Here is a 24658-nt window from a genome sequence, read left to right on the forward strand (position 1 = left end):
AGGCACACTGATGAAACATTTTAAATTTATAACCTTATTTACAACAATAATTTTTTCTTTAATCATACTAACATCATGTAGTACTTCAAAAATATCATATACTGCTGAAATTAGTGCTCCGGAAAAAACTAATGTTCCAATTTTTGGGACATGGATTGTAGAAAAATATATTTTACCTACTGGTTTTTCTGATTCAAATATTAAAGTAGATACTCAAATTGGAAATAAATTTATTTTTGATGCAGATAAAGCAGTTGTAAATGAAAATATCTACTATAATTTAGATTATAAAATCAAGTCAATTTCTACTGAAGATTACTTTTTAAATAATTTTAAAACAAACCCTTCTACACTTAATATTAATGATAGTACTATTAATGTAATAACTTTAAGTAGCGACGATAGTTTCTTAGATAATTATGTGCTTTTAGAAGATGAATCCTTAGTTACTTCTAAAAACGGAATATTTTACTTTTTGAAAAGAATTGACTCATCAGAAGAATCTGACAACATAGATTTAATTCCTAAAGAAGGTGAAATTCAAGAAAAAGATGAAGTAAATGATAAAACTGAAATGCATTCTGATGATAACTCTTCAGTTAATGAAAAATCTGAAAATATCTATTCAGATATAATTGAGTCAGGTATGCTCCTATGTTTAAAGAGCTATAAACCAAAAGATTATAATATACCTTACTCGTTAACAGATTCAGTTACTGAGCCTAGTTATAGAACACTTTGGATAAGTTATAATGGTAAATACGTTTGTGAAGTTAATGAAGTTCCTTATATTCTTCTTCCAAGAAAAACAGGATTTTGGAGAATAGATACTGATAGAATAGTTGAAAAAAAATATGTTAAAGACTATCTTTATGCTTATCCTATTCAATCACAAGTTAGCAAATCAAAGGATGACGATATTATTCCTGAGAATGCAGAATTCAATGACTTGATAGATATAAATTTTATAGGTAATGACTACTTATCATTAAATATGAACAGTGCTATTTTCTTTAAAGAGTCTGATCAATCATATAGTTATCAATTAATGAGGGTTGTCCCTATAGATACTATAAATGGAATAAATATAACTCCTATACCAATCACTGAGATATTAGGTGAACCCGGTAAACAAGCTTTGAAGGATGGAGCTATTTCATTCCTAAATTCTGCAGACGAAGAAACAAAAAAATCTCTTGAGACCACACCCGAATATCTCAGTTTTGGAGTAGTAAGAGATGTTGGTAAATGGATTATTAAGGGTAGATTAAATTATGTTAATGAGGCTTCTAGAGGTAATTATGCAGATTTTACAATCCCAATAATACCATCAAAAGATTTAGTAGCCCATGATAATCTTTACCCATCATGGAATTTAATTAAAGAAAAAGTTCCTGAGGCTGTTGATGCTTATTCATCACCTTTAGAAAACTTTATAATTGTTTTAACTTCAAAAAATATTTTAACTTATTCAGTAGAAAACGGTGTAATTGCTTCAGAACCACTAATTGATTTTCCTTTACAAAAAGATGAAATTCCTATAATGTCTCAATGGGCTACAGGCAATTATGTTAATTCTTGGACTAAAGCAGCTACCACTAAAGAAAAATAACTCAAAGGATGGGATGACTTGAAAAATTCAATTAATATGACAAAATCAAAAATAGTTTCATGTTTATTACTTTCACTACTTATTCTTTTATTGTTATCAGGATGTACTGTTACTAACAATAATCAGTCTAAAAATAATAATGTTAATGAAAAAAACATCAACTCAACTGACAATACTCAAAACAATAGTAATAGTAAAAATGTACCTGAAAGTTCTGAAAATGAAGTTGATAATGAAGCTCCAGAAGATAAAACAGATAATAAAGACTCAACAGATAAACCAGCAGAAGCACCTGAGAATGAAAAAATTGCTTACTTAACATTTGATGATGGTCCCTCAAAAGAGGTTACTCCTGAAATCCTAAAAATACTTGATGATTACAATGTTAAAGCTACTTTCTTTGTAATGGGATTAAAAGCTGAAAGATATCCTGAATTAATTCTTGAAGAACATAATAAAGGTCATATTGTTGCTAATCATACTTATGGTCATAACGAAGAGTATTTGTATGCTAATACTGATAATTTTATGAATGATATTTATAAAGCGGAAGACGTATTAAAAAATATCATTCCAGGATATGATTATAAATTAATAAGATTCCCTCAAGGTGCTTTTCATAAAAAGAAAGCTGCTCATCGAGAAGCAGTTAGTCAAGCTGGTTATCACTACGTAGATTGGAATTGTATAAATGGCGATTACCTAGCAAGTACATTACCTACAGACCAAATTATAGAACAAGTAAAAGAAACTTATAGAAACCAGAAAAAACTAATAGTTTTGATGCATGATGCATCCCCAAAAACAACTACAGCTGAAGCTTTACCTGAGGTCATTGAGTTTTTAAGAGCTGAAGGATATACATTTAAAACTTTAGAAAAATTAACGAAATAATAATAAAGGAATATTGCACCTTACAAGGTTAATATTCCTTTATGTTTTAATAATGAATAATAATATTTGTATTAAATATTAAATATATACTTCAAATCATCTTCATTAAGCATACTTTCGAAATTTTCTTTATCTAAATCTAAATCAATTAGTTTATCTACAATGTCTTTCTTCTTTCGTTGAAGTTCGTAAATTCTTTCTTCGATAGTATCTTTTGTTATAAATTTAAGAACTTCCACTACTTTTTCCTGACCTATTCTATGCGCCCTATCAGATGCTTGGTCTTCAACTGCAGGGTTCCACCATGGATCATAATGTATTACTCTATCTGCTGAAGTTAAATTCAATCCTGTACCTCCAGCTTTTAGAGATATCAAGAAAATACTTGCTTCTCCATTATTAAATCTCTTTACTAGCTCTGTTCTTTTATAAATTTTCGTATTTCCATCCAAATAAAGCGTTTCTATTTCCTTAGCATTAAGTCTTTTCTCAATGCTTTTGAGAATTGTAGTAAACTGTGAAAATAATAGAACTCTACTTCCAGATGAGATACAATTTTGAATAACTTCATCTAAAGTCAACATTTTTCCATTATCAAAATTATAATTTTGAAGTAAAACCTTTGGGTCACAACATATTTGTCTTAATTTCGTTATCATAGCTAATATTTTCATATTACTTTCACCTAGACTATAATTCTTTATGTTATAAACTATTTCATCTTTTATCGCATTTTCATAAGCTTTGTATACTTTTTCTTGTTCGTCTGTCATTTGAATTAAAATCTTATGTTCAATTTTAGGAGGTAACTCTTTAACCACATTCTCTTTTAACCTTCTAAGAATAAAAGGACTTATAATTCTTTTTAGAATTGCTAGTACTTCCTTATTTTTATCATTTACTATTGGTGATTCAAATCTATCATAGAATTTTTTATAATCCATCAAATACCCTGGTATAACAAAATCAAAAATAGACCACAGTTCCTCAATTGAATTCTCAATAGGAGTCCCAGTTAAAGCTATCCTATGTTGTGAGTGTAATCTTTTAACACTTTTAGCATTCATAGATGAAGAATTTTTTATATTCTGCGCTTCATCTAATATACAAAAATTCCAATTATAACACTCATACAAATCAATATCTCTCTTAATTAATGGATAAGAAGTTATTATAATATTATAATTTTCAAGAATATTAAATTTTTCTTCCCTTTTTGCTCTAGCTCCATCCATTACTAAAACTTTCATTTTAGAATCAAATTTATCTATCTCATCCTTCCAATTATAAATTAATGAAGAAGGTGCAATTATCAAGCTAGGATTATCTTTATTTCCTTTAAATGATTTAATAAGGGATATAGTTTGAATTGTTTTTCCAAGTCCCATCTCATCCGCTAATATTCCCCCAAGCTTTAACTCACTTAAGTTAGCCATCCATTTTACACCTACCTTTTGATATTTCCTCAAAATGCTATTGAATGGCTCCTCTATAACGAATTCATCATTAAATCTTTTTAACTTTTCAAGATAATTTTTAAGTTTCTCTTCTACATTCATACATTCATAATCATTTTGAAGCAAACTATTTATATATATTATCTTATTTTCAGGTAATATAATGTTATCTTTTTTAATATCTGATTTTTTTAAATTCAAATACTCAATTATATTCTTAAACTTTTCTAATTCTTTAAGCTTATGAAATGTTTTTCTTTCTTTTAACAATAAGTATAATTCCATTAATTCCTCATTACTAAAATTTTCAGCGTAAAGCTTCAACCCAAGAAGATTATTTTTAGTTAGACTTAAATCTATGTTTAGTCTAAAATTTTTCAATTTCAAAATTTTGTTTTTAAATTTATTTGAATAGTATATTTGACAATAATCTTTTAGTTCTTGTAGACCCGTATTTAAGAATTGTGAAATACTATCCCAACCGTTTAAAACCATAATATTATCATTACTATAAAAATTATAGTTATTGAATATTGCTATAATTGATGTCTCTGTATCAATATCTCTGATAAATGAATTATTTTTACTATTGTTTAAAACATTCAGTTTTATATTAAATGGATGTACAACCTTATCGCCATATGTAAATTTTATATTTGCAATAACACTTTCTCCCTCAATATCAAAAAACACACTTGATATAAAGTTTTCCACAAAAAACTCTTCTTCAATAGTGTTATCCACATCCAATGAACACTTTGCTCTCTTTATTGTGGGTATTATATAAGAATAAATATAATTTAAATCTATTTTAGTGAATTCTAACTGTTTTTTTATTGATAAATCCTTTAATATAGGCGTTATCAATAAAGCTTTAGCTTTATCTATTTTATATAAAACATTTTCCATTGCAATAAATTCATAATCTGATGAAATTGGGTAAAACTTATCTTCTTTTAATTTTAAAATATAGCCGTTTTGATTCTTATTTAGTAGGAATTCAAAAGGAGGAATACCTTTTTTTATTAGACATTTCATACTAGATTTATTTTCTATTTCAATTTCTATTTCTTCTCTTTCATATAACTCTAATATTCTTCTGGTTTGGGTATTTGTAATATATGCTCTTTTATTCTTAAAAAGATTTTTACTTTTCTTTAAACTCATATTAAATCTTTCTTCTATCTCAATGCTTTCATATATCACAGATATTATTTCATAATTATTTTCACTAAAAATATTATGTGAAAAATTCAGTGTGAAATCTTTAGTAAAAGTAATCTCTCCATTTTTAGACATAGTATTTTTAATAAACTTCCCAATATCTTTTACTAAATATGCTCTCTCATTTTTCACTTTTAATTCAACAAAATTTAATCCATTTTCATTAATAAATATTTTTAAAATTAATTCTATCTTTATTATTTTCTTTGATTTATAAAAAATAAGAGATTGTCTAATTGAATTAGCTATCATTATAGCATCTTGAGAAACTGTTTTTTTTCTTGTATCTTCTATTTTAAAAAGTAAAGCAACAATGTGTTCACAAGCTTCAACAGCAGAGAAAAAATTAGTAATTATTCTACAGTCACAATCAATTTTCGTGATTTCGCCTTCTTTATTAATAACAATTGAGCAGTAGTGGGTTTCTTCTTTGTGTATTATTTTACCTTTTACAATACTATTATTCTCATTTTCTTCAAACTGTATTATTTCCACTATCTCATCTTTATAAATTAACTTACCTTTTTCAAAAGTAGAACTACTAGTTATTCCTTTTATTAATGCTTCATTTATTATCATTTTCTCACCTATTTTGTTGTTTGTATTCTCTATAATTATAGTTATTTATCTATATAGTCTGATGATAACACAAGTAACACTATTTCGAAATGAAATTCTATATTGAAGTATTTTATAATATCATACTATTAAAAATAACTTGAATATTTAGCCTTTATAAATTAATATTATTAAGACAACATTTTGGGGGATTTTATATGATAATGAATAAAAGAACAGTTAAGGAAGTTCTAAAGTTAGCTTTGCCTGCTGTTGGCGAAATGATTTTATATATGATGATTTGGGTTTTTGATACCATGATGGTTGGTAAATATGGAGGTAAAATCGCTGTTAGTGCGGTTGGTTTATCTTCTGAAATACTTTACACCTTCATTAATATTTTTATCGCTATAGGTATGGCTGTAGCCATTACATCATTGGTAGCTCGAAAATTTGGAGCTAATGATATTGACGATGCTGAAAAATTTGCTACTATTGGATATGCAATAGGGCTTTTTATATCTCTTTTTATAAGTATCACCATGTTTGTTTTTGCAGAAAATATTTTGACAATTGCTGGTGCAAAAGCAGAAGTATTAAAATATGGAATTGTTTATATGAGAATAACTGTAGTCGGCCTATTCTTTAATATGCTCATGAATATGATAAATGGAGTTTTAAGAGGCTATGGAAATACAGTCACACCGCTTATTACTTCTGCATTAATAAATGTTATTAATTTAAGTTTAGATGCCTTACTTATCTTCGGTATTTGGATTTTCCCCGAGATGGGAATAACAGGAGCCGCAATAGCTACAGCAATTGCACATACAACTGGCTTTATCTTCTCTGCTATTTACTTATTTAAGAAATCAGAAATAAAACTAAGACCTTCTTTAATTAGACATTATACTTTACAAGATGCAAAAAAAGTTGTAAAACTTGCAATACCTTCTTCACTTCAAGAAGCTTCCGTTGACATAAGTCGTTTACTTTGTGTTTTTATGATAATGCGAATTGGTGAAGTTGCTTTTGCAGCTAATCAAATAACAACTACAATAGAATCTTTATCTTTCATGCCAGGTTGGGGTTTTGCTATTGCTGCAACTACTTTGGTAGGACAGAAAATTGGTGAGGAAAAATATACAGAAGCTAAAGAATATGCTTATACTTGTGTTACTTTAGGTAGTATTTTAATGGCGTTTTGTGCTTTGTTGTTTTTTGTTATTCCAAACTTCTTTATAAGTTTGTTTATAACTAAAGAAGAAATTGATGTTATATACTTAGGTATTCAGTGCTTAAAAATAGCCGCACTTGAGCAAATTCCTATAGCAATTTCTATGATATTAGGAGGAGCTCTAAAAGGTGCTGGAGACACAAAAACTCCATTTGCAATTTCATTTATATCAAGCTGGATAATAAGATTACCTTTGATGTACTACTTTATTGTTATAATGAAATTTTCCGTAGTATTTGTATGGTGGATTACCGCTATTCAATGGATTTTTGAAGCCGTAACCATGATCGTATTATTTAAAAAGAAGTTTAATTCAAAATTTATATAAAGTTTAACCATATAGTTTTTCTTTAATTAATCGCATCAAAAAAGAGTAGATTTTATTTCTACTCTTTTTTACTCATTAAATATTTACGATAATAATATTGCACCTTCAAAATCAGGCTTCAATAAATGAATTTTCCATTCATCATCTAACTGGCTTAAAAATTCTTTCATTTTATTTACAAACTCTATATTATCTTTATGAATAATTGACATTAATGTTGATCCCGAACCACTTACAAACTCTGCTAATGCACCTAGTTCTTGAGATTTATGAAATACTGCATCAGAATTATTAATTAATTTTTTTCGATAATCTTGATGTATTTTATCTTGCATAGCAACTCTAAGCTTGTCTAATTCATTATTATTTAAAACATTCACTAATACAGCCGCTCTAGATATATTAAATATACAATCTTCAATGCTATAGCTAGCAGGCAAAACTTCTCTAGCTTCTTCTGTATTAGTCTTAAAATTTGGAATCATAACTATCATTCTTAAACTTTCAGGAACATGAACTGAAGAATAGACTACTTGCCCCTCATTCATTGTAGATATAAGCATTCCCCCTAAGTACGCAGGAACAACGTTATCGGGATGGCCTTCAATTTCTGTTGCTTCATTAATAATGTCTTCTTTTGAAAGTTTATTTCCTAACAATGCATTTGCAGCTAAAAGCGCGCCTATAATACAAGAAGAACTACTTCCCATTCCTCTAGATAAAGGGATGTCACATTTGGATATATTTATTTTAAATCCTTTTATATTATAGTTATGCTTTTTTAATACTTTTAATAAACTATTTATTATCAAATTCTCCTCTATAGGAATATCAGTATCATTTCCCTCAATATAAAACTCAAAGCCTTCTTCAATTTCTATGAATTCAATCTCATTATAAAACTCTAGAGCCATACCAAAGGTGTCGAAGCCCGGACCCATATTGGCTGTGGTTGCAGGTATTCTTACTTTTATCATTGTCTGCACTTCCTTTGTAGTTGTTTCTTTTGAATTATAATATCATAACCATAACTTATGTTCAATGATTTTGTTATAATAATAAATTTATTTGTATATTTATTAAAATTAATATTTCATTAATAAAATATTAATGGATTATTAGTTTACTTGTAAACCATTCTAATATATAATTAATTTACAAGTAAACTAATAGAAAGGGATTTTTAAATGGAACAAAGAATTTTAATTGATTTATATAATTTCAAACAAATATATAACAATTATATGAGTAATAAATTAAAAGAATATGAACTAAACCTAAGTGAAATTATAATCTTAAGCTTTTTAATCAGGAATCCAAGCTTGAATACAGCAAAAGAAATTGTTCAGTATTGTCAAATTTCTAAAGGGCTTATATCACGTTCTTTAGAAGATTTATCTTTCAAGGGATACCTAACAACAAAAACTGATAGTAATGACAAGCGTATTACACGCCTTTTTATCACTGCTAAGGCCCTACCAATCTCAGAAAAATTATCCCAATTTAATAATAAGTTCTTATCACACTTATTCTATGGGATTGAAGAAGACGAAAAAGAAATTTTAAAAAAAGTTATGAATAAAATAAAAGATAATCTTTATGATATCAATAATAGAAAGGGCTTAGTGGATTAAATGAACATATTCAGTTTTATAATAATTAGTATCGCAGGAATCGGTGCTGGAGTGGTTACAGGATTGGTTGGCGCTTCTGCTGCCGTTATTGTAACACCATTCTTAGTTACATTTTTAGGTTATGACTCATATATAGCTATATCAATTAGCTTAGCTACTGATGTGTTTGCATCTTCCGTTTCCTCAGCTACCTACGCAAAGCATAAAAATATCGATTTAAAAAATGGTTTAGCTATGGCGGTGTGTGCAGTAATTGGTGCTCAATTTGGAAGTTACCTGTCATCTTTGATGTCATCAAACACACTTGGCGGTGCTTCCGGAATCATTACATTAATAATGGGTATCAAATTCTTAAGGAAACACTCAAACTCTTTAACAAATGAAGAAACTACCGTAGATAAAACATGTAAATTTCTCTCCTTTTTCAGAGAGGAAAAAACATTCTCATCAATTATATTTGGATTACTTATTGGTATAATTTGTGGTATTGTTGGTGCAGGTGGTGGGATTATGATTCTACTAATCTTATCAAAAATTCTAGGATTCGAAATCAAGACTGCCATAGGTACAAGTGTTTTAATAATGACATTTACTGCTCTTTCAGGTTCAGTAGGCCACTTTATCCATATGTCATCGATTCCCGTCTTTGAAATACTTTTAGCTGGTTCATTCTCAATAATTGGAGCAAGAGGTGCTGCACTATTTGCTAATAAAGCAGATGAACAAGCTATGAATAAAATAATCGGATTAACCTTTGTTATATTAGGTTTAGTTTTAATTATCAGTAAACGTATTTTAGGATTATAAAATGATATAACCACAAAATAGGAGTTTAATATAGAGTTGTCTCTCTATTATTTGAGAGACAACTTTTTTAGATATTCAAATAACTTTATTTGAACATTAAGTTAGAGATAGTGATTGCAGCAATGATTGCTGTTAAATCTGCAAGAATAGCTGCCCACAATGTATGTCGAATTCTTTTTATATTAACAGCTCCAAAGTAAACTGTTAAGGTATAAAATATGGTTTCAGTAGTTCCTATTATAATAGATGCTAATAAACCTATATATGTATCTGCTCCATACTCTTTCAAAATCGAAACAAAAATACCCTGTGCTCCACTACCTGAAAGCGGCTTTATCATCACAAGAGGTACAAGCTCTGGTGGTAGACCAATAATTTTTACTACAGGCTTCATTATATCAATCAAATATGCTAATGCTCCAGATTCTCTAAAAATACCAACAGCTACTAACATTGCTAGCAAATATGGATATATATTAAAACATAAAGTTAATCCTTCCTTTGCTCCATCTACAAAGCATTCATACACCTTTACTCCTTTTATCCCTCCATAAATTACTATAGAAACAACCAATATTGGGATAATTGAAATTATAAAATATTTCAAATTTATTTCCTCCATTAAAAAAGTGATTTATCAATTTCTAAAAGAATCTTTCTAATACTTTACAATAAAGTATTCCCATAACTGCGGCTATACCAGTAGCTATTGTAGCAGGAATTACTATAATTGCTGGATTAGTTGAACCGCATGCAGCTCTCATTGAAATTACAGAAGTAGGTATTATTTGTATACATGCAGCATTCATCACTAAAAATAAAGCCATATCATTTGTAGCAGTCTCTTTATCCTTATTTCCTTTTTGTAATTCTTCCATAGCTTTTACTCCAAAAGGAGTAGCAGCGTTAGAAAGGCCCATCATATTTGAAGTTAAATTCATCAAAATACTTCCCATAGCTTCAGGTGTTGCGCTTTTAAATAAAAGCTTTAATATAGGACTTAATACTTTTGATAATTTATCAGTTATTCCACTCTTTTGAGCAATTTTCATTACTCCACTCCATAAACACATTAATCCTATGAGTCCTATTATAAGCGTAACGGAATCTTCTGTTGAATTTATTATTGATTTTGATAAAATTTCCCCTTTTCCAGTAGCTAGTCCAAAAACTACCCCTATTACTATTATAAAAAACCAAATTACATTAATCATATGTACCCCCAAATAAATTACTTTAAAATATATTATGTAATATTAAGTTATGTCGTTTTAATTATAAATTGCGAAGAAAAACGCTTCGCAATTTATAGTTAAGAGTTAAAAGTTAAGAGTTGTGGACACCTTTCTCAAGCGAAAGCTTTTAATTTTACAAAATATAAAATAACTTCCTTTTGCACCAGCAAAAGTTCCTTATCTCGGTTAGCGAAGCTAACAAAGGCTTAGTTAAAGATTTTGTGCAAGAAAATCATCATTAACTCTTCACTCTTAACTTTTAACTCTTAACTAATCTATTTCGTCTTTTATTTCAATGGCATCATATAATAAATATATTTCCCTTATTTAGTTTTATGCAAAAAAAACAAAAGCTCTAATAATTAAATAATTCTTGATTATTAGAGCTTTTTTATTTTAAACTACTCTATTTTGTCCTTATACTTTAACTTTATGAAAATTTTCACTAGTTTTACAATAAATAAAGAAACAAAGTTAAATCGTATAATTTGCTAAATTACATTAAATACTATATGTAAGGAGGTTTTGAAATGTTATCTTTAGATAGAGCTAGAGACATTATGAAAGCGAATTCCAATATTGAAGTAATTTTTAACAATACTAGTGTATGGCTTGAAGATATTAACGATAAAAGAGATTTAGTTCAAGTTAGAAGTTTGTCTGAAAATGAATGTATGGTAGTACATCCATCAGAATTAACTGAAACAGGAAAGGTAAAATAAAATGAGAGCTGTGTAAGCTCTCATTTTTAGAGGTATTATAGCGAAGAAAGTACAGTTTCTTCAGTTATATTTTCACTTATTTGTGCTACAATTTTTTTATCTTTTACTATAGCTACAGTTGGGAATTTTTCTATTCCTAATCTGTTAGCTAATCCTTTTGATTTATATACATCTACTCTAGTTACTTTTAAATTATCTTTATTTTCATTTTCTATCTTTTCGAATATAGATAATTTATCTCTACTATCAGCATCAACTGCATTGTATACATAAACTATGTTCGGCACATCTGAACCTAATATTTGATTATGGAATGCTTCACTTTCAGCAATATACTTTTCTGTAGCAAATCCTGCTATAGCACCATCGCCTACTGCAGTAGCTACTTGTTTTAAGAATTTATCTCTTACATCACCAACAACATAAACACCTTCAATATTAGTTTCCATGTTTTCATTAGAAAGAACATAACCTCTTCTATCCATATTAACTTGATCTTTAAAGATTTCAGTATTAGGAATATATCCTATAAATTCAAAACATGTATCAACCTTTACAGGTATTTTTTCTTCAGTTTTAAGGTTTTTAAGTACTACTTCATCTAAATGACCATCACCTTTAAACTCGTCAACTACAGTATTCCATATAAACTCCATTTTAGGATTTTGAAGTGCTTCTGCTTTTGCAATTTCGTTACAATCCATTTTTCCAGTATCATGCATTACAGATACATAAACTTTTCTTGCAAATTTAGTTAAGAACATACCTTCTTCTATAGCAGCATCTCCACTACCAATAATCATAACATCTTTATCCGTATTTGCAGCAGCATCACAAGTAGCACAGAAAGAAATTCCTTTGTCAAAAAGATAATTTTCTTCACCATTAGCACCTGTTATTCTTGGTCTACCACCAGAGGCAATAATTACAACTTTTGCTTCATATCTATTTCTAAAAGTTTCAACTATTTTTGTTTCACCCTCTAAATCAACATTTTTAACATCTGTCAATTTAAATTTTACTCCAAATTTCTTTGCTTGTTTATGAAATAAATTCATTAAATCTAATCCAGTAGTTCCTTCAGGGAATCCAGGATAATTTTCTATTTCATTCGTGTAAGTTGCAAGTCCGCCAACTAAAGATTTTTCTATTAATAAAGTCTTAAGTCTAGCTCTTCCACAGTATATACCAGCTGTAAGACCGCCAGCTCCTCCACCTATTATAACAACATCATATTTCTCTACTCTTTTTTGCATAATTGCCTCCTACTACATAAAGTATTTAACTAAAAGCTTGCTTCCTACAACAGCACCGAAGAATAAGAATAGTGCATATACCCATCCTGATAAAGAAAGCGATGAAATTCCACTATACAATGCTCCGATATTACATCCAAAACCAATTCTAGCTCCATATCCCATCAGTAATCCTCCAAGGCAGGCTGCTATAATTTGTTTCTTTGATTTTATCTTCTTTATTTTAAATTGTGATGCCATTAAAGTTGCAAATAATGCACCAAATATAATACCTAAATTTCTCATAGAGCCTGGATCATTAAAGAACCCATTGTTTAATGTAGCTTGTGCACCTTTACTACTAAAATAGTACCATTTATCAACATTTCCACCAACTGCTCTATATAGCCAAGCACCCCAATTTGCAAATGTACCTGATACTCCCCATGGGTTACCTGTAGTTGCTAAAGTAACAATCTGAAATACTGATAGTAAAATTGCTCCAGTCACATATGTCCAAGCACTTTTGAACCATTTTTTATAGAACTTATTCTTTCGAATATCCATGGTTCTACCTCCTTAGATTTATTTTGCTTTTTCTATAACAACTTCCCATTCGCCGTCATCTACTTCATCAATTTCAACATTATGCCCATCTTTTCTTGCCCATTCTGGTACATTTTTCATAGCACAACTATGATCTATTTGAACGATTAATAAATCTCCAACTTCCATCTCTTTTAATTTATTCTGAGCTTTCACCAAAGGTACTGGACAAGCTTCTCCTAAACAATCTAACATTACTTCTTTCATTTTCATTTCCTCCTCAATATTATTTTATCTGTGAATTTTATTTATTTTGCTTTTTCTATAACAACTTCCCATTCACCATCATCTACTTCATCAATTTCAACATTATGCCCATCTTTTCTTGCCCACTCTGGTACATTTTTCATAGCACAACTATGATCTATTTGAACGATTAATAAATCTCCAACTTCCATTTCTTTTAATTTATTTTGAGCTTTCACCAAAGGTACTGGACAAGCTTCTCCTAAACAATCTAACATTACTTCTTTCATTTTTATTTCCTCCTCTTATTTTATATTCAATTAATTTTCTTCATTTTTTCTATTTTCCCATTTGTCAGCAAAAATAAATAAAGCTGCAATGAGTAGTAATTGGATAACTATTGCTCCGAACCACCCAAATACATCAGGTAGAAAAACAGCCTTTCCTTTTAACATGAAATTCAATTTCCACCATCCAAAATCATGCGCTCCCCATAAAGAACCAATCACAAAGAATAATAGAGATAAAATCTGCATCATAAATCCTTCTCCAACTCTCATTAGAGTTCCTGATGCACATCCACCGGCTATAACCATACCTATACCAAATATAAATGCTCCTACTGCTGTGGCTATACTAATTGGTACTACATATCCTTGTCCAGGAATCGGTAATCCTTTTGAAAAAGCACCATACTTGATTGCAGTAAACCCAATAGAAGTTATAGCAAATGCAATTAATACAGCCCTAGTTAAAGTTGTACCTCCAGTAAGGTAAGGATCTCTTAAAGATGCTGTAAAACAAAATCTTGATTTTTGTAATATAAAACCAAAACAAATTCCAATCATCCAAAATAAGCTTAGTTTAGCTGAAATAGTAGATAAAAATATACCAAAAACGGTTACAGCTACTAAAACACCTATTCCGACAGGTATTTGATTTTTCTTTGGCTTTCTAGTTCTAGCTCTAGAGGATGTTGATCTTCTAATAGAACCAGTATTTGTTTCTGCCATAATATCGTCCTCCTTGTTCGATATATATTTAACAATATCATAATTTAATACTATCATACATAAGATAACTTTAATCATTTAATATGATTATGCTATATAAAAATAACTAATAGCAGCTTTTTTGCCATTAGATATTCTTATGGCAAATACTATGATATAATAAAACATACGGGATTGTTATAATTCTAACAAATTTTCTCTATGTATTATTATGTATAAATAAATAAGGAGGAGCAGTTTATGCATATAGAATGTTTTAAGTATTTCAGTGAAGTAGCTAAAGCAAAAAGTATCTCAAAAGTAGCCACTATTTCACATATCTCTCAATCTGCGTTAAGCCAACAAATTCAAAGACTTGAAGAAAGTCTTGGTTATAAATTACTAAAAAGAAGCAATAAAGGTGTTGAGCTAACACGTGAAGGCGAAATAGTAAAAAAATACTCAGAAAATATAATGAGAACTTTTGATAAGATGGTGGAAGATTTGAATGATATTGATAAGAATAACAATGTAATTAGAATAGATTCCTGTTATGCTGTTTCTACGTATGCTCTACCATGTACGTTATATAGCATGAAAAAGAAATTTCCCTATCATGACTATAAACTAACATCTAACTTTTCTGATACTGTAGAACAAAATGTTTTAAATAATATATGTGATATTGGATTTATTTATCATAAACCTCTAGATAATTCTTTATCATACTATAAAGCCACAACTGATAATCTGGTTCTCGTATCATCACAAGATTTTAAAATACCAGATGAAATCGAATCAAATCATCTTTTGGATTATCCTCTTATATTACTTAATGATAGATTAAATCTTACTAATACGTTAAATAGTAATTTCAAACATTATGGTTTAAGTTCAAAAGATTTAAATATACTTTTTACCCTAGACTCAACTGAATCAGTAAAATCTTCTATTTTGAATGGATATGGCGTAGCTTTCTTACCATACATATCTGTAAAAAAAGAATTATATACTAAACAATTAAAAGAAATTAAAATTAACAATTTTTCATTAACTTATGATATTTATATAATTAACAAAAGAAATCAGTACACTTCTCATGCAATAGAAGAATTTATTGATTACTTTCAAAAAGTAGGAAAAAAAAGTTTTTGCTAATTTATTTAACAATTACAGTTATTTCCCATATACCATTCATGACTTCATCAACACAAATATCATAATTTTTATTTTTAAGCAAGCTTAAAACTTCTTCAACAGTACAACTATGATCTGTTGTCAAGATGATTTCATCACCTTTTTTAGAAGTTTTTAGGGCTTTCTGAATTTTGATAATGGGTACTGGGCACATATCGCCTATACAATCAATGTTTTTCAATAGTTTCGCCTACTTTCTGATATTTTTAATTATATTTTACCCTACAATAGGGTTAAATATCAAATTATGTTAAAATTAATAAACCAAATTTTTATTACAGGTGATTATCTTGAATATAAAATTTAATAAACCTTTTCACTCTGATAACGAACTTCAATATATCCAAAAAGCTTTAGAAATAGATTCCTTATCAGGTGATGGCTACTATACTAACTTAGTAACTAATTATTTAGAAAATAGATTTGATATAAACAAATTATTTATGACAACTTCTGCTACCCATGCTTTGGAAATGGCTGCTTTATTAATAGGAATAAAACCAGGAGACCAGGTTATCATTCCTTCTTTTACTTTTCCTTCAACAGCTAATGCTTTCATGTTGTTTGGCGCAGAACCAGTTTTTGTTGATATAAATCCTAAAACACTCTGTATAGACTTACAGGATGTTAAAAATAAATTATCTTCTAAAACTAAAGCAATTGTTCCTGTTCATTATGCCGGTATTTCCTGCAATATGGATGAATTAAAAAAACTCGCAAAAAAAAATAACACGTTAATAATTGAAGATGCAGCTCAAGCTGTCAATTCCTATTATAAAGATAAACCTTTAGGTACGCTAGGAGAATTTTCATGTTACAGCTACCATTCCACAAAAAATTATTCTTGTGGCGAGGGTGGCTCTCTATTAATAAATACTAAAAAAAAGATTGTTATTGAAAACGCTGAAATAATTCGTCAAAAAGGTACAAATAGAAAGAGTTTTGTACGAGGAGATATTGATAAATATTGTTGGTGCATGACTGGCTCAAGTTATGTGCCATCAGACGTTCTAATGGCAATTTTATATTCTCAATTAGAAAGTTTAGATGATATTTTAGAAAAAAGAAAAATAATTCACGATTATTACCATGCTATTTTGTTACCTTTTGTTAAGAATGGAACCATAAAAAAAATAACATATATACCTGAATATAATACACCTAATTATCATCTATTCTATATAATATTGCATGATAAAAAAAGAAGAGATTTGCTCAAAACCAAATTACAAACTTATGGAATAACTTCGATTCCACATTATGTTCCTCTTCACACATCAGTTATGGGTAAAAAATATGGTTTTAATAAATATGATCTTCCTAATACAGATGATATTTGGGATTCAATCTTACGACTTCCAATCTATCCTGACTTAACAAAGATTGAAATTGAATTTATCGGTGAAAAATTAGTGGAAATATTAAAGGAGTTTTAGTAATGCTAGATTCTATATCGGCTATAATACCTGTTTATAATAGCTCAAGTACTTTAGAAGAGTTAAGTATTCGATTGGTAAAATCTTTAGAAAAACTTTCACATACTCATGAAATAATTTTTATTGATGATGGAAGCACAGATAATAGTTTTAGTATTTTAAAGAAGATACAATTTAAAAATGCAAACATTAAAATAATATCTTTAAATGGTAATTTCGGACAGCAAAATGCATTAATTTGTGGTTTTAATTATGCCAAATCAGACTATATAGTAACATTAGATGATGATCTTCAGAATCCTCCTGAAGAAATAGGAAAACTCGTTTCTAAAATTTTAGAAGGATATGATGTCGTATATGGTGTACCCTTAAAAAAACAACATACAAAAATAAAAAATATTGGTTCAAGATTAAATAATTTTCTTTTTAATTTTATTTGCGGTAAACCTAAAAACATTAAAATCACTTCATTTAGAATCCTAAAAAAAGATTTAGCCCACAAAATCTCTTTAAACAAGGCTTCTTTTGTATATATATCTGCACTAATTTTAAGACACACAAAAAATATTGCTAATATACATGTATTGCATGACAAAAGAAAACATGGTAAAAGTAACTATAGTTTTCGAAAATCTCTTTTGTTGTTTTTGAAAATTATTATTTATTATTCAAAACTATCAAAGTTCATAAAAAATAAAAAACCTCAATATAAAGTAAAGCATATTTATTTATAAAGGAGTAAAACTATGAAATTTTTAGTTTTAGGCGGTGGAAATTGCCAATTAAATTTAATCAAAAAAATAAAATCATTAGGTCATACTGTAATTGTTTCTGATTATTATGATGATGCACCAGGAAAAGCTTTATGTGATATAAAAAGTTTAACAAGTACATTTGATATTGAAGCAAATATATCTTTAGCTAAAAAGTACAACATAGATGCTGTTGTTACTGCTGGTACAGACCAGCCAGTCTTTACTGCAGCTAAAGTAGCTAAAGCAACAAAAATTCCTTTTGCTTTATCTGTCTCTGGTGCAAGAAACGTAACAAATAAAAAGTATATGAAGGAATTGTTTGTTGATAATAATATACCTACAAATGAGTTTGTAGTAATAGATGAAACATTTAATTTAGATCAAATTTCGCATCTAAGAACACCATTAGTAATTAAACCTCTAGATAGCCAAGGCCAACGTGGTGTCTTAAAGCTTGATTCATACGATGATATAAAGAAAAATTTTTCAAATGTTTTATCCTTTTCTAGAGTAAATGAGATTTTAGTAGAAGAGTATTATCCTAGCGATGAGATAACTGTAAGTGGTTGGGTTTGTAATGGTACCCCCTACATATTAACCGTTACTGATAGAGTTACATATTGCAACTATCCTAATATAGGTATTTGTACTGCTCATAATTTTCCATCAAAATACTTTAAAAGATATAATGAGGAAATATTATCTATCTCTAATAAAATTGTTAAATCATTTAAAATTGAAAATGGCCCGATATATTTTCAAATGCTAATCGGTAATGAAGGAATAAAAGTAAATGAGATAGCTTGTAGATTAGGAGGCGCTTACGAAGATATATCTATACCCTATTTAACAGGAATAGATATTTTGCAATTATTAATAGACTCCTCTTTGGGTAAAACTATTAATGAAGATAAATTAAAAAAATACTCCTTGGACAATAATTTGAAATTATCATCTGTTCAATTATTATTTTCTGATTCCGGTACTGTATCCTATATCACGAAATCAGAATCAATCAATAAGTTGCCCGGAGTTATTGATTGTAATTATAGTATATCTGAAGGAAGTAAAATAGAACCTATAACAAATGCAACTCAACGTATTGGGTATGCAGTTATAAGTGGTGAATCTCCTTCAGATTTGAACACAAAAATCAAAAATGTTTTCGACAACATTAAAATTCTAGACAATAAAAACAAAAATTTAATAATCAATTTTAATAACTATTCCACAAATTATTATAAGTAGGTGACTAATTTGTATAAAAAATCGAAAAAAATCTTAATATTAATTCTAGTCCTAGTTTTAGTGACTGAATCAATGCTTTTCACAAGTTGTAGCAAAAAAAATTCTTCTAATAACAAAACAATAAAAATTGCAGAGCAATACGGATTAGCTTATGCACCAATTCAAATAATGAAAGCAAATAAAATTTTAGAAAATAAACTCCCTGAAATTACTGTTGAATGGAGTCAATTAGCAAATACCGCAGCTATTAGAGAATCTATGCTAGCAAATAAACTGGATATAGGTTTTATGGCTATTCCTCCATTTTTAATTGGATGGGATAAAGGCATGTCTTGGAAAATTGCAACTGGATTATCCTCCAGTCCCCTTGGATTGGTTACAAATAAATCAAATATAAATTTATTAAGTGATATTCAACCTTCTGACAAAATTGCCCTTCCTCAACCTGGTAGTATTCAACATATACTTCTATCAATGGCAAGCGAAAGACAATTAGGAGATTCACATAAATTTGATAATCAATTAGTTACCATGTCTCATCCTGATGGAATGAGCGCACTATTATCAAATACTGATATTACTGCACATTTTACATCACCACCATATATTTTCAAAGAATTAGAGAATCCAGATTTGCATTCAGTTATTTCTGGTAAAGAAGCTTTTGGCAAAGATTTTACGTTTATTGTTGGTGTGACTACTGAAGATTTCCATAATAAGAATGCTGACTTATATAATACATTTATTGAATCTTTAAATGAAGCTATTTCTTACATTGAAAACAATAGAGAAGATGCTGTAAAAATCTTGTCTCCTATATATAATATCCCTGAGAAAGAACTTTTAAAGTATTTGAGTTGGGAAGGTAATGAATATAATTCTGAAGTAAAAGGAATCGACGAGTTTGCTGATTTTATGCTAAAAAATAATTACATAAGTAAAAAGTTTCAATCTAATAGTGATATTTTATGGGATAATGTTAAATATGAAAAATAAAAAATTGTTATACAAAATAAAAAAAATAGCCTTGATTATATTATTAATGGGAGTATGGGAAAGCATTTATTTATCTAAGGTGTTTTCCCCACTTTTATTTCCTTCAATTAAGAGTATATTGGAATCAATCTACACCTCTCTAGTATATGGAGATCTATTAAAAGAAACAATATATTCTTTAGTAATTATAGGTAAAGGTTTATTCATTGGAATTATCCTTGCACTAATACTAGCAGCCCTTAGTGCATATTCAAAATTTTTTGATAGCTTTATATCTTCATTGATTTCAATTGCTCATCCTTTACCTGGTATAGCTTTGCTTCCTCTTATTATTTTATGGTTAGGTACCGGAGAATCTTCTGTGATATTTATTATTGTACATTCAGTTCTCTGGCCAATGGTAGTTAATTTAAATTCAGGTTTCAAATCAATACCCAAAATTTATATTCAACTCGGAGAGAATTATCAGCTGAATTTTGTACAGATAATAGCACATATATTAATGCCTGCATCTCTTCCGTATATAATATCCGGTTTAAAAATTGGATGGGCTCGTTCATGGAGAGCTTTAATTAGCGCTGAAATGATCTTTGGAGCCATTGATAATAAAGGTGGACTTGGATGGTTTATATTTAAGAAAAGAGTTTTTATGGATACTGCAGGATTGTATGCTGGATTAATAGTAATAATATCAATTGGCATATTAGTTGAAAATTTAATATTTGTTAAATTAGAAAAAAATACACTTAGTAGATGGGGTTTAAGTAACAATGTTATCAGTTAGTAATATAAGCAAAACTTATGAAAAAAACAAAAAAAAGACTATAGTATTAGAAGGATTGAATTTTGACATAAATAATAGGGATATCTTTTGCATAGTAGGTAGCTCAGGATGTGGAAAATCTACTTTACTTAAAATTTTAGCTTCTTTAGAAAAACAAACAATGGGTGAAATTTATTTAGATAATAAAATTATAAAAAATCCTGACTTAAATAGATTAATCATATTTCAAGATTTTAATCAACTTTTTCCTTGGAAAACTATCATACAAAACATAACTTTTCCTTTAAACATGAATAAGATTGGGAATTCACGTACAGAGCGTGAAGAAATCGCAATGAAGTATTTAAGTATGGTTGGTTTAGATAAATTTTTCAACTATTATCCAAGCGAGTTATCAGGTGGCATGAAGCAACGTGCTTCTATAGCTAGAGCATTAGCTCTAAAACCTTTAATTTTATTAATGGATGAACCCTTTGCAAGTCTAGATGCACAAAATAGAACAGCACTACAAGAATTATTATTGGATATCTGGGATAAAACAAAAACCACAATTATTTTTGTAACTCATGATATTCAAGAATCAATTCTTCTTTCTAATAAAATAATGGTAATGGGGAATGCCCCTAATAGTTTAAAAAAAATAATTAATAACACATTAAAAAGACCTAGAGATGTAACCTCTAAAGAATTTTCAGAAATTTATAATGATATATATAATGAAATAAAAAATGATAGTTTAGTTGACAGTTAACAGTGTACAGTATTGGAGACCTTTCACTGTCAACTGTCAACTCCTTAACGTACTACTTTATAAATCTTTATATTCCAATCTTTAGTATTAATATATCTTACTATTCTCATTCCATACACTTTATCACTAAACTCATGGAGGAGTTCACATCTGTGCTCAAAAAAATTCTGCATATCTTCATAGTAATATGCTACATTACCATATAAACCATTCCATTTTGGTCTTTTTTCATAAATAAAATCCATTTCTTCAGGATAAATTATATATTGTATTTTATTCTCTGTTATGTATTCTTCAAAGCTCTTATTTGCTTCTTTTAGATAGCCTAAATTTCTATAATCATGAAACACTTTATTATCAAAATAAAATTCGCTATTAAGATTTCCTAAAACTTCTGCATTATTAGGTACTACTGTTGATATTTCAGTTAAATAACTTTCGTAGTTATTATCTTTATAATAAACAATATTTTTATAACTTTGATAACCTAGAATTGACGATAAAACCAAAAATATTAATATATTTAGTTTAAAATTTGAACTTTTAATGCAATAGTATATTAATATATAAAGAAAAGGAAATATAAATATCACACTTGTTTGATTGAACCTACCAATTAAAATAATCCCCATATTTATGCCTAGCACAAACAAAATTATAGGAGAAATAAAATTCTCATTATCAGTTTCAATAAATATTAACTTTAATATTGATGTAAAAAACGCAATTGAAAACAATATGAGTTGAAATTTGATATCAGGAGTATAATAAGTCCCACTTATACCATAAAATAATTTTATATAAAAAAACTTAATCTGATTTATCTTTGATTCAATTGGGTAGTTAACTCCAAATTGCTTTCCATACTCAAAATAATCTCTAAAAAAATTAATATTAAATTTTAAACTTACTAAAATAAAAATAATGCCAAAAATACTTACAATGGCAAAATAAAGAATTAAATTCTTTATTGTTTTCTTCTTTCTTATAAATATATAAAATAAATAAACAAAAATCATTGAAATAAAAATCATAAAAGCATTGGGATGAAATCCTATAGAAATCCCCGTCAAAATCCCAGCTACTATATCATGTTTATAATTTAAAGATTCTATGTTATTAAAAAAATAAAATAAGGATACAATGATCATAAGAAATATTAGTATTTCATTCCTACCAAAATGAGATGCATATATAAATTGACTATCTAAACTCATTAAAATTGTTAAAGCTATAGATATCTTACTAGATTTAAATATTAATAAACATAATTTATAAAATAACAATAAAGATATTATTCCAAATATATGAGACATAAGCCTTACACTAAATATATTATATCCAAAAAGTTTTATAAAGATCATTTGAAAGCCATGAAAAAACATCTTTATTGCATGAGGTGCTCTAGGATACAAATCAAAAAAACTTTCAGTAACTGAAAAGCTTTTATTTTCCATCATATTTCTTGTTAAACCCGCTAGCCAAACCTCATCAGAATGAATGAATGGATATTTTTCTAAAAATAATACATTAACATAGGAATATATAGTTATGTAAATAAGTATAAACATATTTTCCAATTTACGTACTTGCAATATGACCACTCCTTTACTACAAATTATATCATCAATAAAATGCAAATCAACATGTTAAAGTTCTTATTAAACAATTATTAAATAGTTATTTCCTAGCATATACGTAAGCATAAAATTCTTATTTGATAATTAAATGTACTATAAGTATTTTTTATATCAAAAGCATTTCATTATAAAGTATAATAAAACTAGAGATATTGTATAAATATTAACAAACTCAATTCAAAAATATTAGATTTAAAGAAGGAAGGAGATAGTTTATGAAATATCTATCAAAGTTTCTATCTATCGTTTTAATCTCTATTTTAGTGTTTACTTTTACAGGATGTTCTACAGCCTCTCAAAAAGGTGAATACATAATTGACGCTAAAGCTGCTATTGAACTAATAAAAGGTGATAACGTTGTAATTGTAGACACTCAAAAATCTGTTCCATATTCTAAAGAACATGTTAAAGGTTCTGTAAATATTGCTAGAATAGATATTGTAAAAAATGATCCTTTTACAAACATGTTGGCAAACAAAGATCAATTTGAAAAAGTTATGAATTCAACGGGAATTTCTAACGATTCAACTGTTATCATTTATGATACAAATGATAATATGGATTCTGCAAGACTTTGGTGGTCAATGAGAGTTTATGGACATGAAAATGTAAAAGTGGTTAGCGGCGGCTTGGAAGCTTTAAGAAAAGCAGGTGCTGAAATTACTTCTGAAAAAACAGCTATAACTAAATCAAATTATACAGCAAAAGAAAAAAATCAAAACATGATTGCTACTTTAGATGATGTTAAGGCTCAAATTAATGATCCTAGTGATAATGTTGTTATACTTGATACTAGGTCTTTAGATGAATTCAACGCTGGAACAATTCCAAGTTCAGTACTAATCGATTATGCAGAAAACAATTATATTGATGGAACTTATAAGTCAATTCAAGATTTAAAAATATTGTATCTTGAAAATGATATTACTCCAGACAATACAGTAATGATGTATTGTAAAACCTCTATAAGAGGTGCTCAAACATATCTTGCGTTATATAATGCAGGTTATGAAAATTTAAAACTTTATGACGGAGCATGGGTTGAATGGTCTTCTGATGAATCATTACCAGTCCAAACACCAGTAGAGAATAAAATTGAATCAAATGAGCAAGATAATTCTTAG

The 24658-nt window shown here is 28.1% G+C and carries 25 protein-coding genes; 14 read left to right on the top strand and 11 right to left on the bottom strand.

All coding sequences use genetic code 11. From position 1 onward, the window contains the following. The first annotated feature begins 10 nt into the window (after positions 1 to 10). On the top strand, positions 11 to 1612 hold the full coding sequence (locus ACQ3F0_RS05710) for a hypothetical protein (RefSeq protein WP_428864186.1): 1602 nt from the start codon (positions 11 to 13) through the stop codon (positions 1610 to 1612). Between the two features lie 18 nt (positions 1613 to 1630). Beyond that, a complete protein-coding gene (locus ACQ3F0_RS05715; protein WP_428864187.1) occupies positions 1631 to 2506 on the top strand; it encodes a polysaccharide deacetylase family protein in 876 nt (291 codons plus the stop codon). Between the two features lie 71 nt (positions 2507 to 2577). On the opposite strand, the gene ACQ3F0_RS05720 is transcribed toward ACQ3F0_RS05715, so the two are convergent. After that, positions 2578 to 5766 carry a DEAD/DEAH box helicase gene (locus ACQ3F0_RS05720; protein WP_428864188.1) on the bottom strand — a complete coding sequence of 1063 codons (3189 nt, stop codon included), beginning with the start codon at positions 5764 to 5766 and terminating at the stop codon, positions 2578 to 2580. Positions 5767 to 5930: 164 nt separating this feature from the next. On the opposite strand from ACQ3F0_RS05720, the gene ACQ3F0_RS05725 reads away from it, so the two are divergent. After that, a complete protein-coding gene (locus tag ACQ3F0_RS05725; protein ID WP_428864373.1) occupies positions 5931 to 7310 on the top strand; it encodes an MATE family efflux transporter in 1380 nt (459 codons plus the stop codon). 83 nt (positions 7311 to 7393) lie between these two features. On the opposite strand, the gene thrB is transcribed toward ACQ3F0_RS05725, so the two are convergent. Next, positions 7394 to 8287 (bottom strand): homoserine kinase, encoded by an 894-nt coding sequence (gene thrB, locus ACQ3F0_RS05730; RefSeq protein WP_428864189.1) that lies wholly within the window; start codon positions 8285 to 8287, stop codon positions 7394 to 7396. Between the two features lie 210 nt (positions 8288 to 8497). Here thrB and ACQ3F0_RS05735 point away from each other — a divergent pair, with 210 nt between their 5' ends. Both ACQ3F0_RS05735 and ACQ3F0_RS05740 read left to right on the top strand, forming a co-directional pair. Further along, a complete protein-coding gene (locus ACQ3F0_RS05735; RefSeq protein WP_428864190.1) occupies positions 8498 to 8944 on the top strand; it encodes a MarR family winged helix-turn-helix transcriptional regulator in 447 nt (148 codons plus the stop codon). Then, the gene (locus ACQ3F0_RS05740) at positions 8945 to 9751 is read left to right on the top strand and encodes a sulfite exporter TauE/SafE family protein (protein ID WP_428864191.1); all 807 of its coding nucleotides are present in this window, start codon (positions 8945 to 8947) and stop codon (positions 9749 to 9751) included. Positions 9752 to 9836: 85 nt separating this feature from the next. Here the strand turns inward: ACQ3F0_RS05740 and ACQ3F0_RS05745 are convergent, their stop codons facing one another. Both ACQ3F0_RS05745 and ACQ3F0_RS05750 read right to left on the bottom strand, forming a co-directional pair. After that, entirely contained in the window at positions 9837 to 10358 is a 522-nt protein-coding gene (locus ACQ3F0_RS05745; RefSeq protein ID WP_428864192.1) for a spore maturation protein, read from the bottom strand. Between the two features lie 37 nt (positions 10359 to 10395). Beyond that, complete coding sequence (locus tag ACQ3F0_RS05750) at positions 10396 to 10965, bottom strand: nucleoside recognition domain-containing protein (protein ID WP_428864193.1); 570 nt, start codon at positions 10963 to 10965, stop codon at positions 10396 to 10398. Positions 10966 to 11516: 551 nt separating this feature from the next. Here ACQ3F0_RS05750 and ACQ3F0_RS05755 point away from each other — a divergent pair. After that, positions 11517 to 11708, top strand: a complete 192-nt coding sequence (locus tag ACQ3F0_RS05755) for a small, acid-soluble spore protein, H family (protein WP_428864194.1) — start codon at positions 11517 to 11519, stop codon at positions 11706 to 11708. A 35-nt stretch (positions 11709 to 11743) separates the two neighbouring features. Here the strand turns inward: ACQ3F0_RS05755 and ACQ3F0_RS05760 are convergent, their stop codons facing one another. From ACQ3F0_RS05760 to ACQ3F0_RS05780, 5 genes are read right to left on the bottom strand one after another with little or no spacing between them, the layout of a single operon-like run. After that, entirely contained in the window at positions 11744 to 12964 is a 1221-nt protein-coding gene (locus ACQ3F0_RS05760; RefSeq protein ID WP_428864195.1) for an FAD-dependent oxidoreductase, read from the bottom strand. A 12-nt stretch (positions 12965 to 12976) separates the two neighbouring features. After that, positions 12977 to 13510 (bottom strand): YeeE/YedE thiosulfate transporter family protein, encoded by a 534-nt coding sequence (locus ACQ3F0_RS05765; protein ID WP_428864196.1) that lies wholly within the window; start codon positions 13508 to 13510, stop codon positions 12977 to 12979. An 18-nt stretch (positions 13511 to 13528) separates the two neighbouring features. Further along, positions 13529 to 13756 (bottom strand): sulfurtransferase TusA family protein, encoded by a 228-nt coding sequence (locus tag ACQ3F0_RS05770; protein ID WP_428864197.1) that lies wholly within the window; start codon positions 13754 to 13756, stop codon positions 13529 to 13531. Between the two features lie 41 nt (positions 13757 to 13797). After that, complete coding sequence (locus ACQ3F0_RS05775) at positions 13798 to 14025, bottom strand: sulfurtransferase TusA family protein (RefSeq protein WP_428864197.1); 228 nt, start codon at positions 14023 to 14025, stop codon at positions 13798 to 13800. Between the two features lie 30 nt (positions 14026 to 14055). Further along, a complete protein-coding gene (locus ACQ3F0_RS05780) occupies positions 14056 to 14748 on the bottom strand; it encodes a YeeE/YedE thiosulfate transporter family protein (protein ID WP_428864198.1) in 693 nt (230 codons plus the stop codon). A gap of 240 nt (positions 14749 to 14988) precedes the next feature. On the opposite strand from ACQ3F0_RS05780, the gene ACQ3F0_RS05785 reads away from it, so the two are divergent. After that, positions 14989 to 15885: a LysR family transcriptional regulator gene (locus tag ACQ3F0_RS05785; RefSeq protein WP_428864199.1), complete on the top strand. Its 897-nt coding sequence runs from the start codon at positions 14989 to 14991 to the stop codon at positions 15883 to 15885. A 1-nt stretch (position 15886) separates the two neighbouring features. Here the strand turns inward: ACQ3F0_RS05785 and ACQ3F0_RS05790 are convergent, their stop codons facing one another. Then, on the bottom strand, positions 15887 to 16105 hold the full coding sequence (locus ACQ3F0_RS05790) for a sulfurtransferase TusA family protein (RefSeq protein WP_428864200.1): 219 nt from the start codon (positions 16103 to 16105) through the stop codon (positions 15887 to 15889). A 109-nt stretch (positions 16106 to 16214) separates the two neighbouring features. Between ACQ3F0_RS05790 and rffA the strand changes: the two genes are divergently transcribed. The 6 genes from rffA to ACQ3F0_RS05820 are packed head-to-tail and all read left to right on the top strand — an operon-like array spanning position 16215 to position 21894. Beyond that, positions 16215 to 17360, top strand: coding sequence for a dTDP-4-amino-4,6-dideoxygalactose transaminase (rffA, locus tag ACQ3F0_RS05795; protein WP_428864201.1), 1146 nt, complete (start codon positions 16215 to 16217; stop codon positions 17358 to 17360). A gap of 2 nt (positions 17361 to 17362) precedes the next feature. Next, the gene (locus ACQ3F0_RS05800) at positions 17363 to 18094 is read left to right on the top strand and encodes a glycosyltransferase family 2 protein (protein WP_428864202.1); all 732 of its coding nucleotides are present in this window, start codon (positions 17363 to 17365) and stop codon (positions 18092 to 18094) included. A gap of 12 nt (positions 18095 to 18106) precedes the next feature. Further along, positions 18107 to 19363: an ATP-grasp domain-containing protein gene (locus ACQ3F0_RS05805; RefSeq protein WP_428864203.1), complete on the top strand. Its 1257-nt coding sequence runs from the start codon at positions 18107 to 18109 to the stop codon at positions 19361 to 19363. A 9-nt stretch (positions 19364 to 19372) separates the two neighbouring features. Continuing rightward, a complete protein-coding gene (locus ACQ3F0_RS05810; protein ID WP_428864204.1) occupies positions 19373 to 20359 on the top strand; it encodes an ABC transporter substrate-binding protein in 987 nt (328 codons plus the stop codon). Continuing rightward, positions 20349 to 21143 (top strand): ABC transporter permease, encoded by a 795-nt coding sequence (locus ACQ3F0_RS05815; RefSeq protein ID WP_428864205.1) that lies wholly within the window; start codon positions 20349 to 20351, stop codon positions 21141 to 21143. Before ACQ3F0_RS05810 ends, ACQ3F0_RS05815 begins: the two co-directional genes overlap by 11 nt. Further along, positions 21130 to 21894 (top strand): ABC transporter ATP-binding protein, encoded by a 765-nt coding sequence (locus ACQ3F0_RS05820; protein WP_428864206.1) that lies wholly within the window; start codon positions 21130 to 21132, stop codon positions 21892 to 21894. Before ACQ3F0_RS05815 ends, ACQ3F0_RS05820 begins: the two co-directional genes overlap by 14 nt. Positions 21895 to 21938: 44 nt before the next feature. On the opposite strand, the gene ACQ3F0_RS05825 is transcribed toward ACQ3F0_RS05820, so the two are convergent. Continuing rightward, entirely contained in the window at positions 21939 to 23489 is a 1551-nt protein-coding gene (locus tag ACQ3F0_RS05825; RefSeq protein WP_428864207.1) for an ArnT family glycosyltransferase, read from the bottom strand. A 260-nt stretch (positions 23490 to 23749) separates the two neighbouring features. Here ACQ3F0_RS05825 and ACQ3F0_RS05830 point away from each other — a divergent pair, with 260 nt between their 5' ends. After that, the gene (locus tag ACQ3F0_RS05830; RefSeq protein ID WP_428864208.1) at positions 23750 to 24658 is read left to right on the top strand and encodes a sulfurtransferase; all 909 of its coding nucleotides are present in this window, start codon (positions 23750 to 23752) and stop codon (positions 24656 to 24658) included.

Source organism: Clostridium sediminicola, from assembly GCF_050402865.1.
In the GTDB taxonomy this organism is placed as follows: Bacteria; Bacillota; Clostridia; order Clostridiales; family Clostridiaceae; genus Clostridium_AF; species Clostridium_AF sediminicola.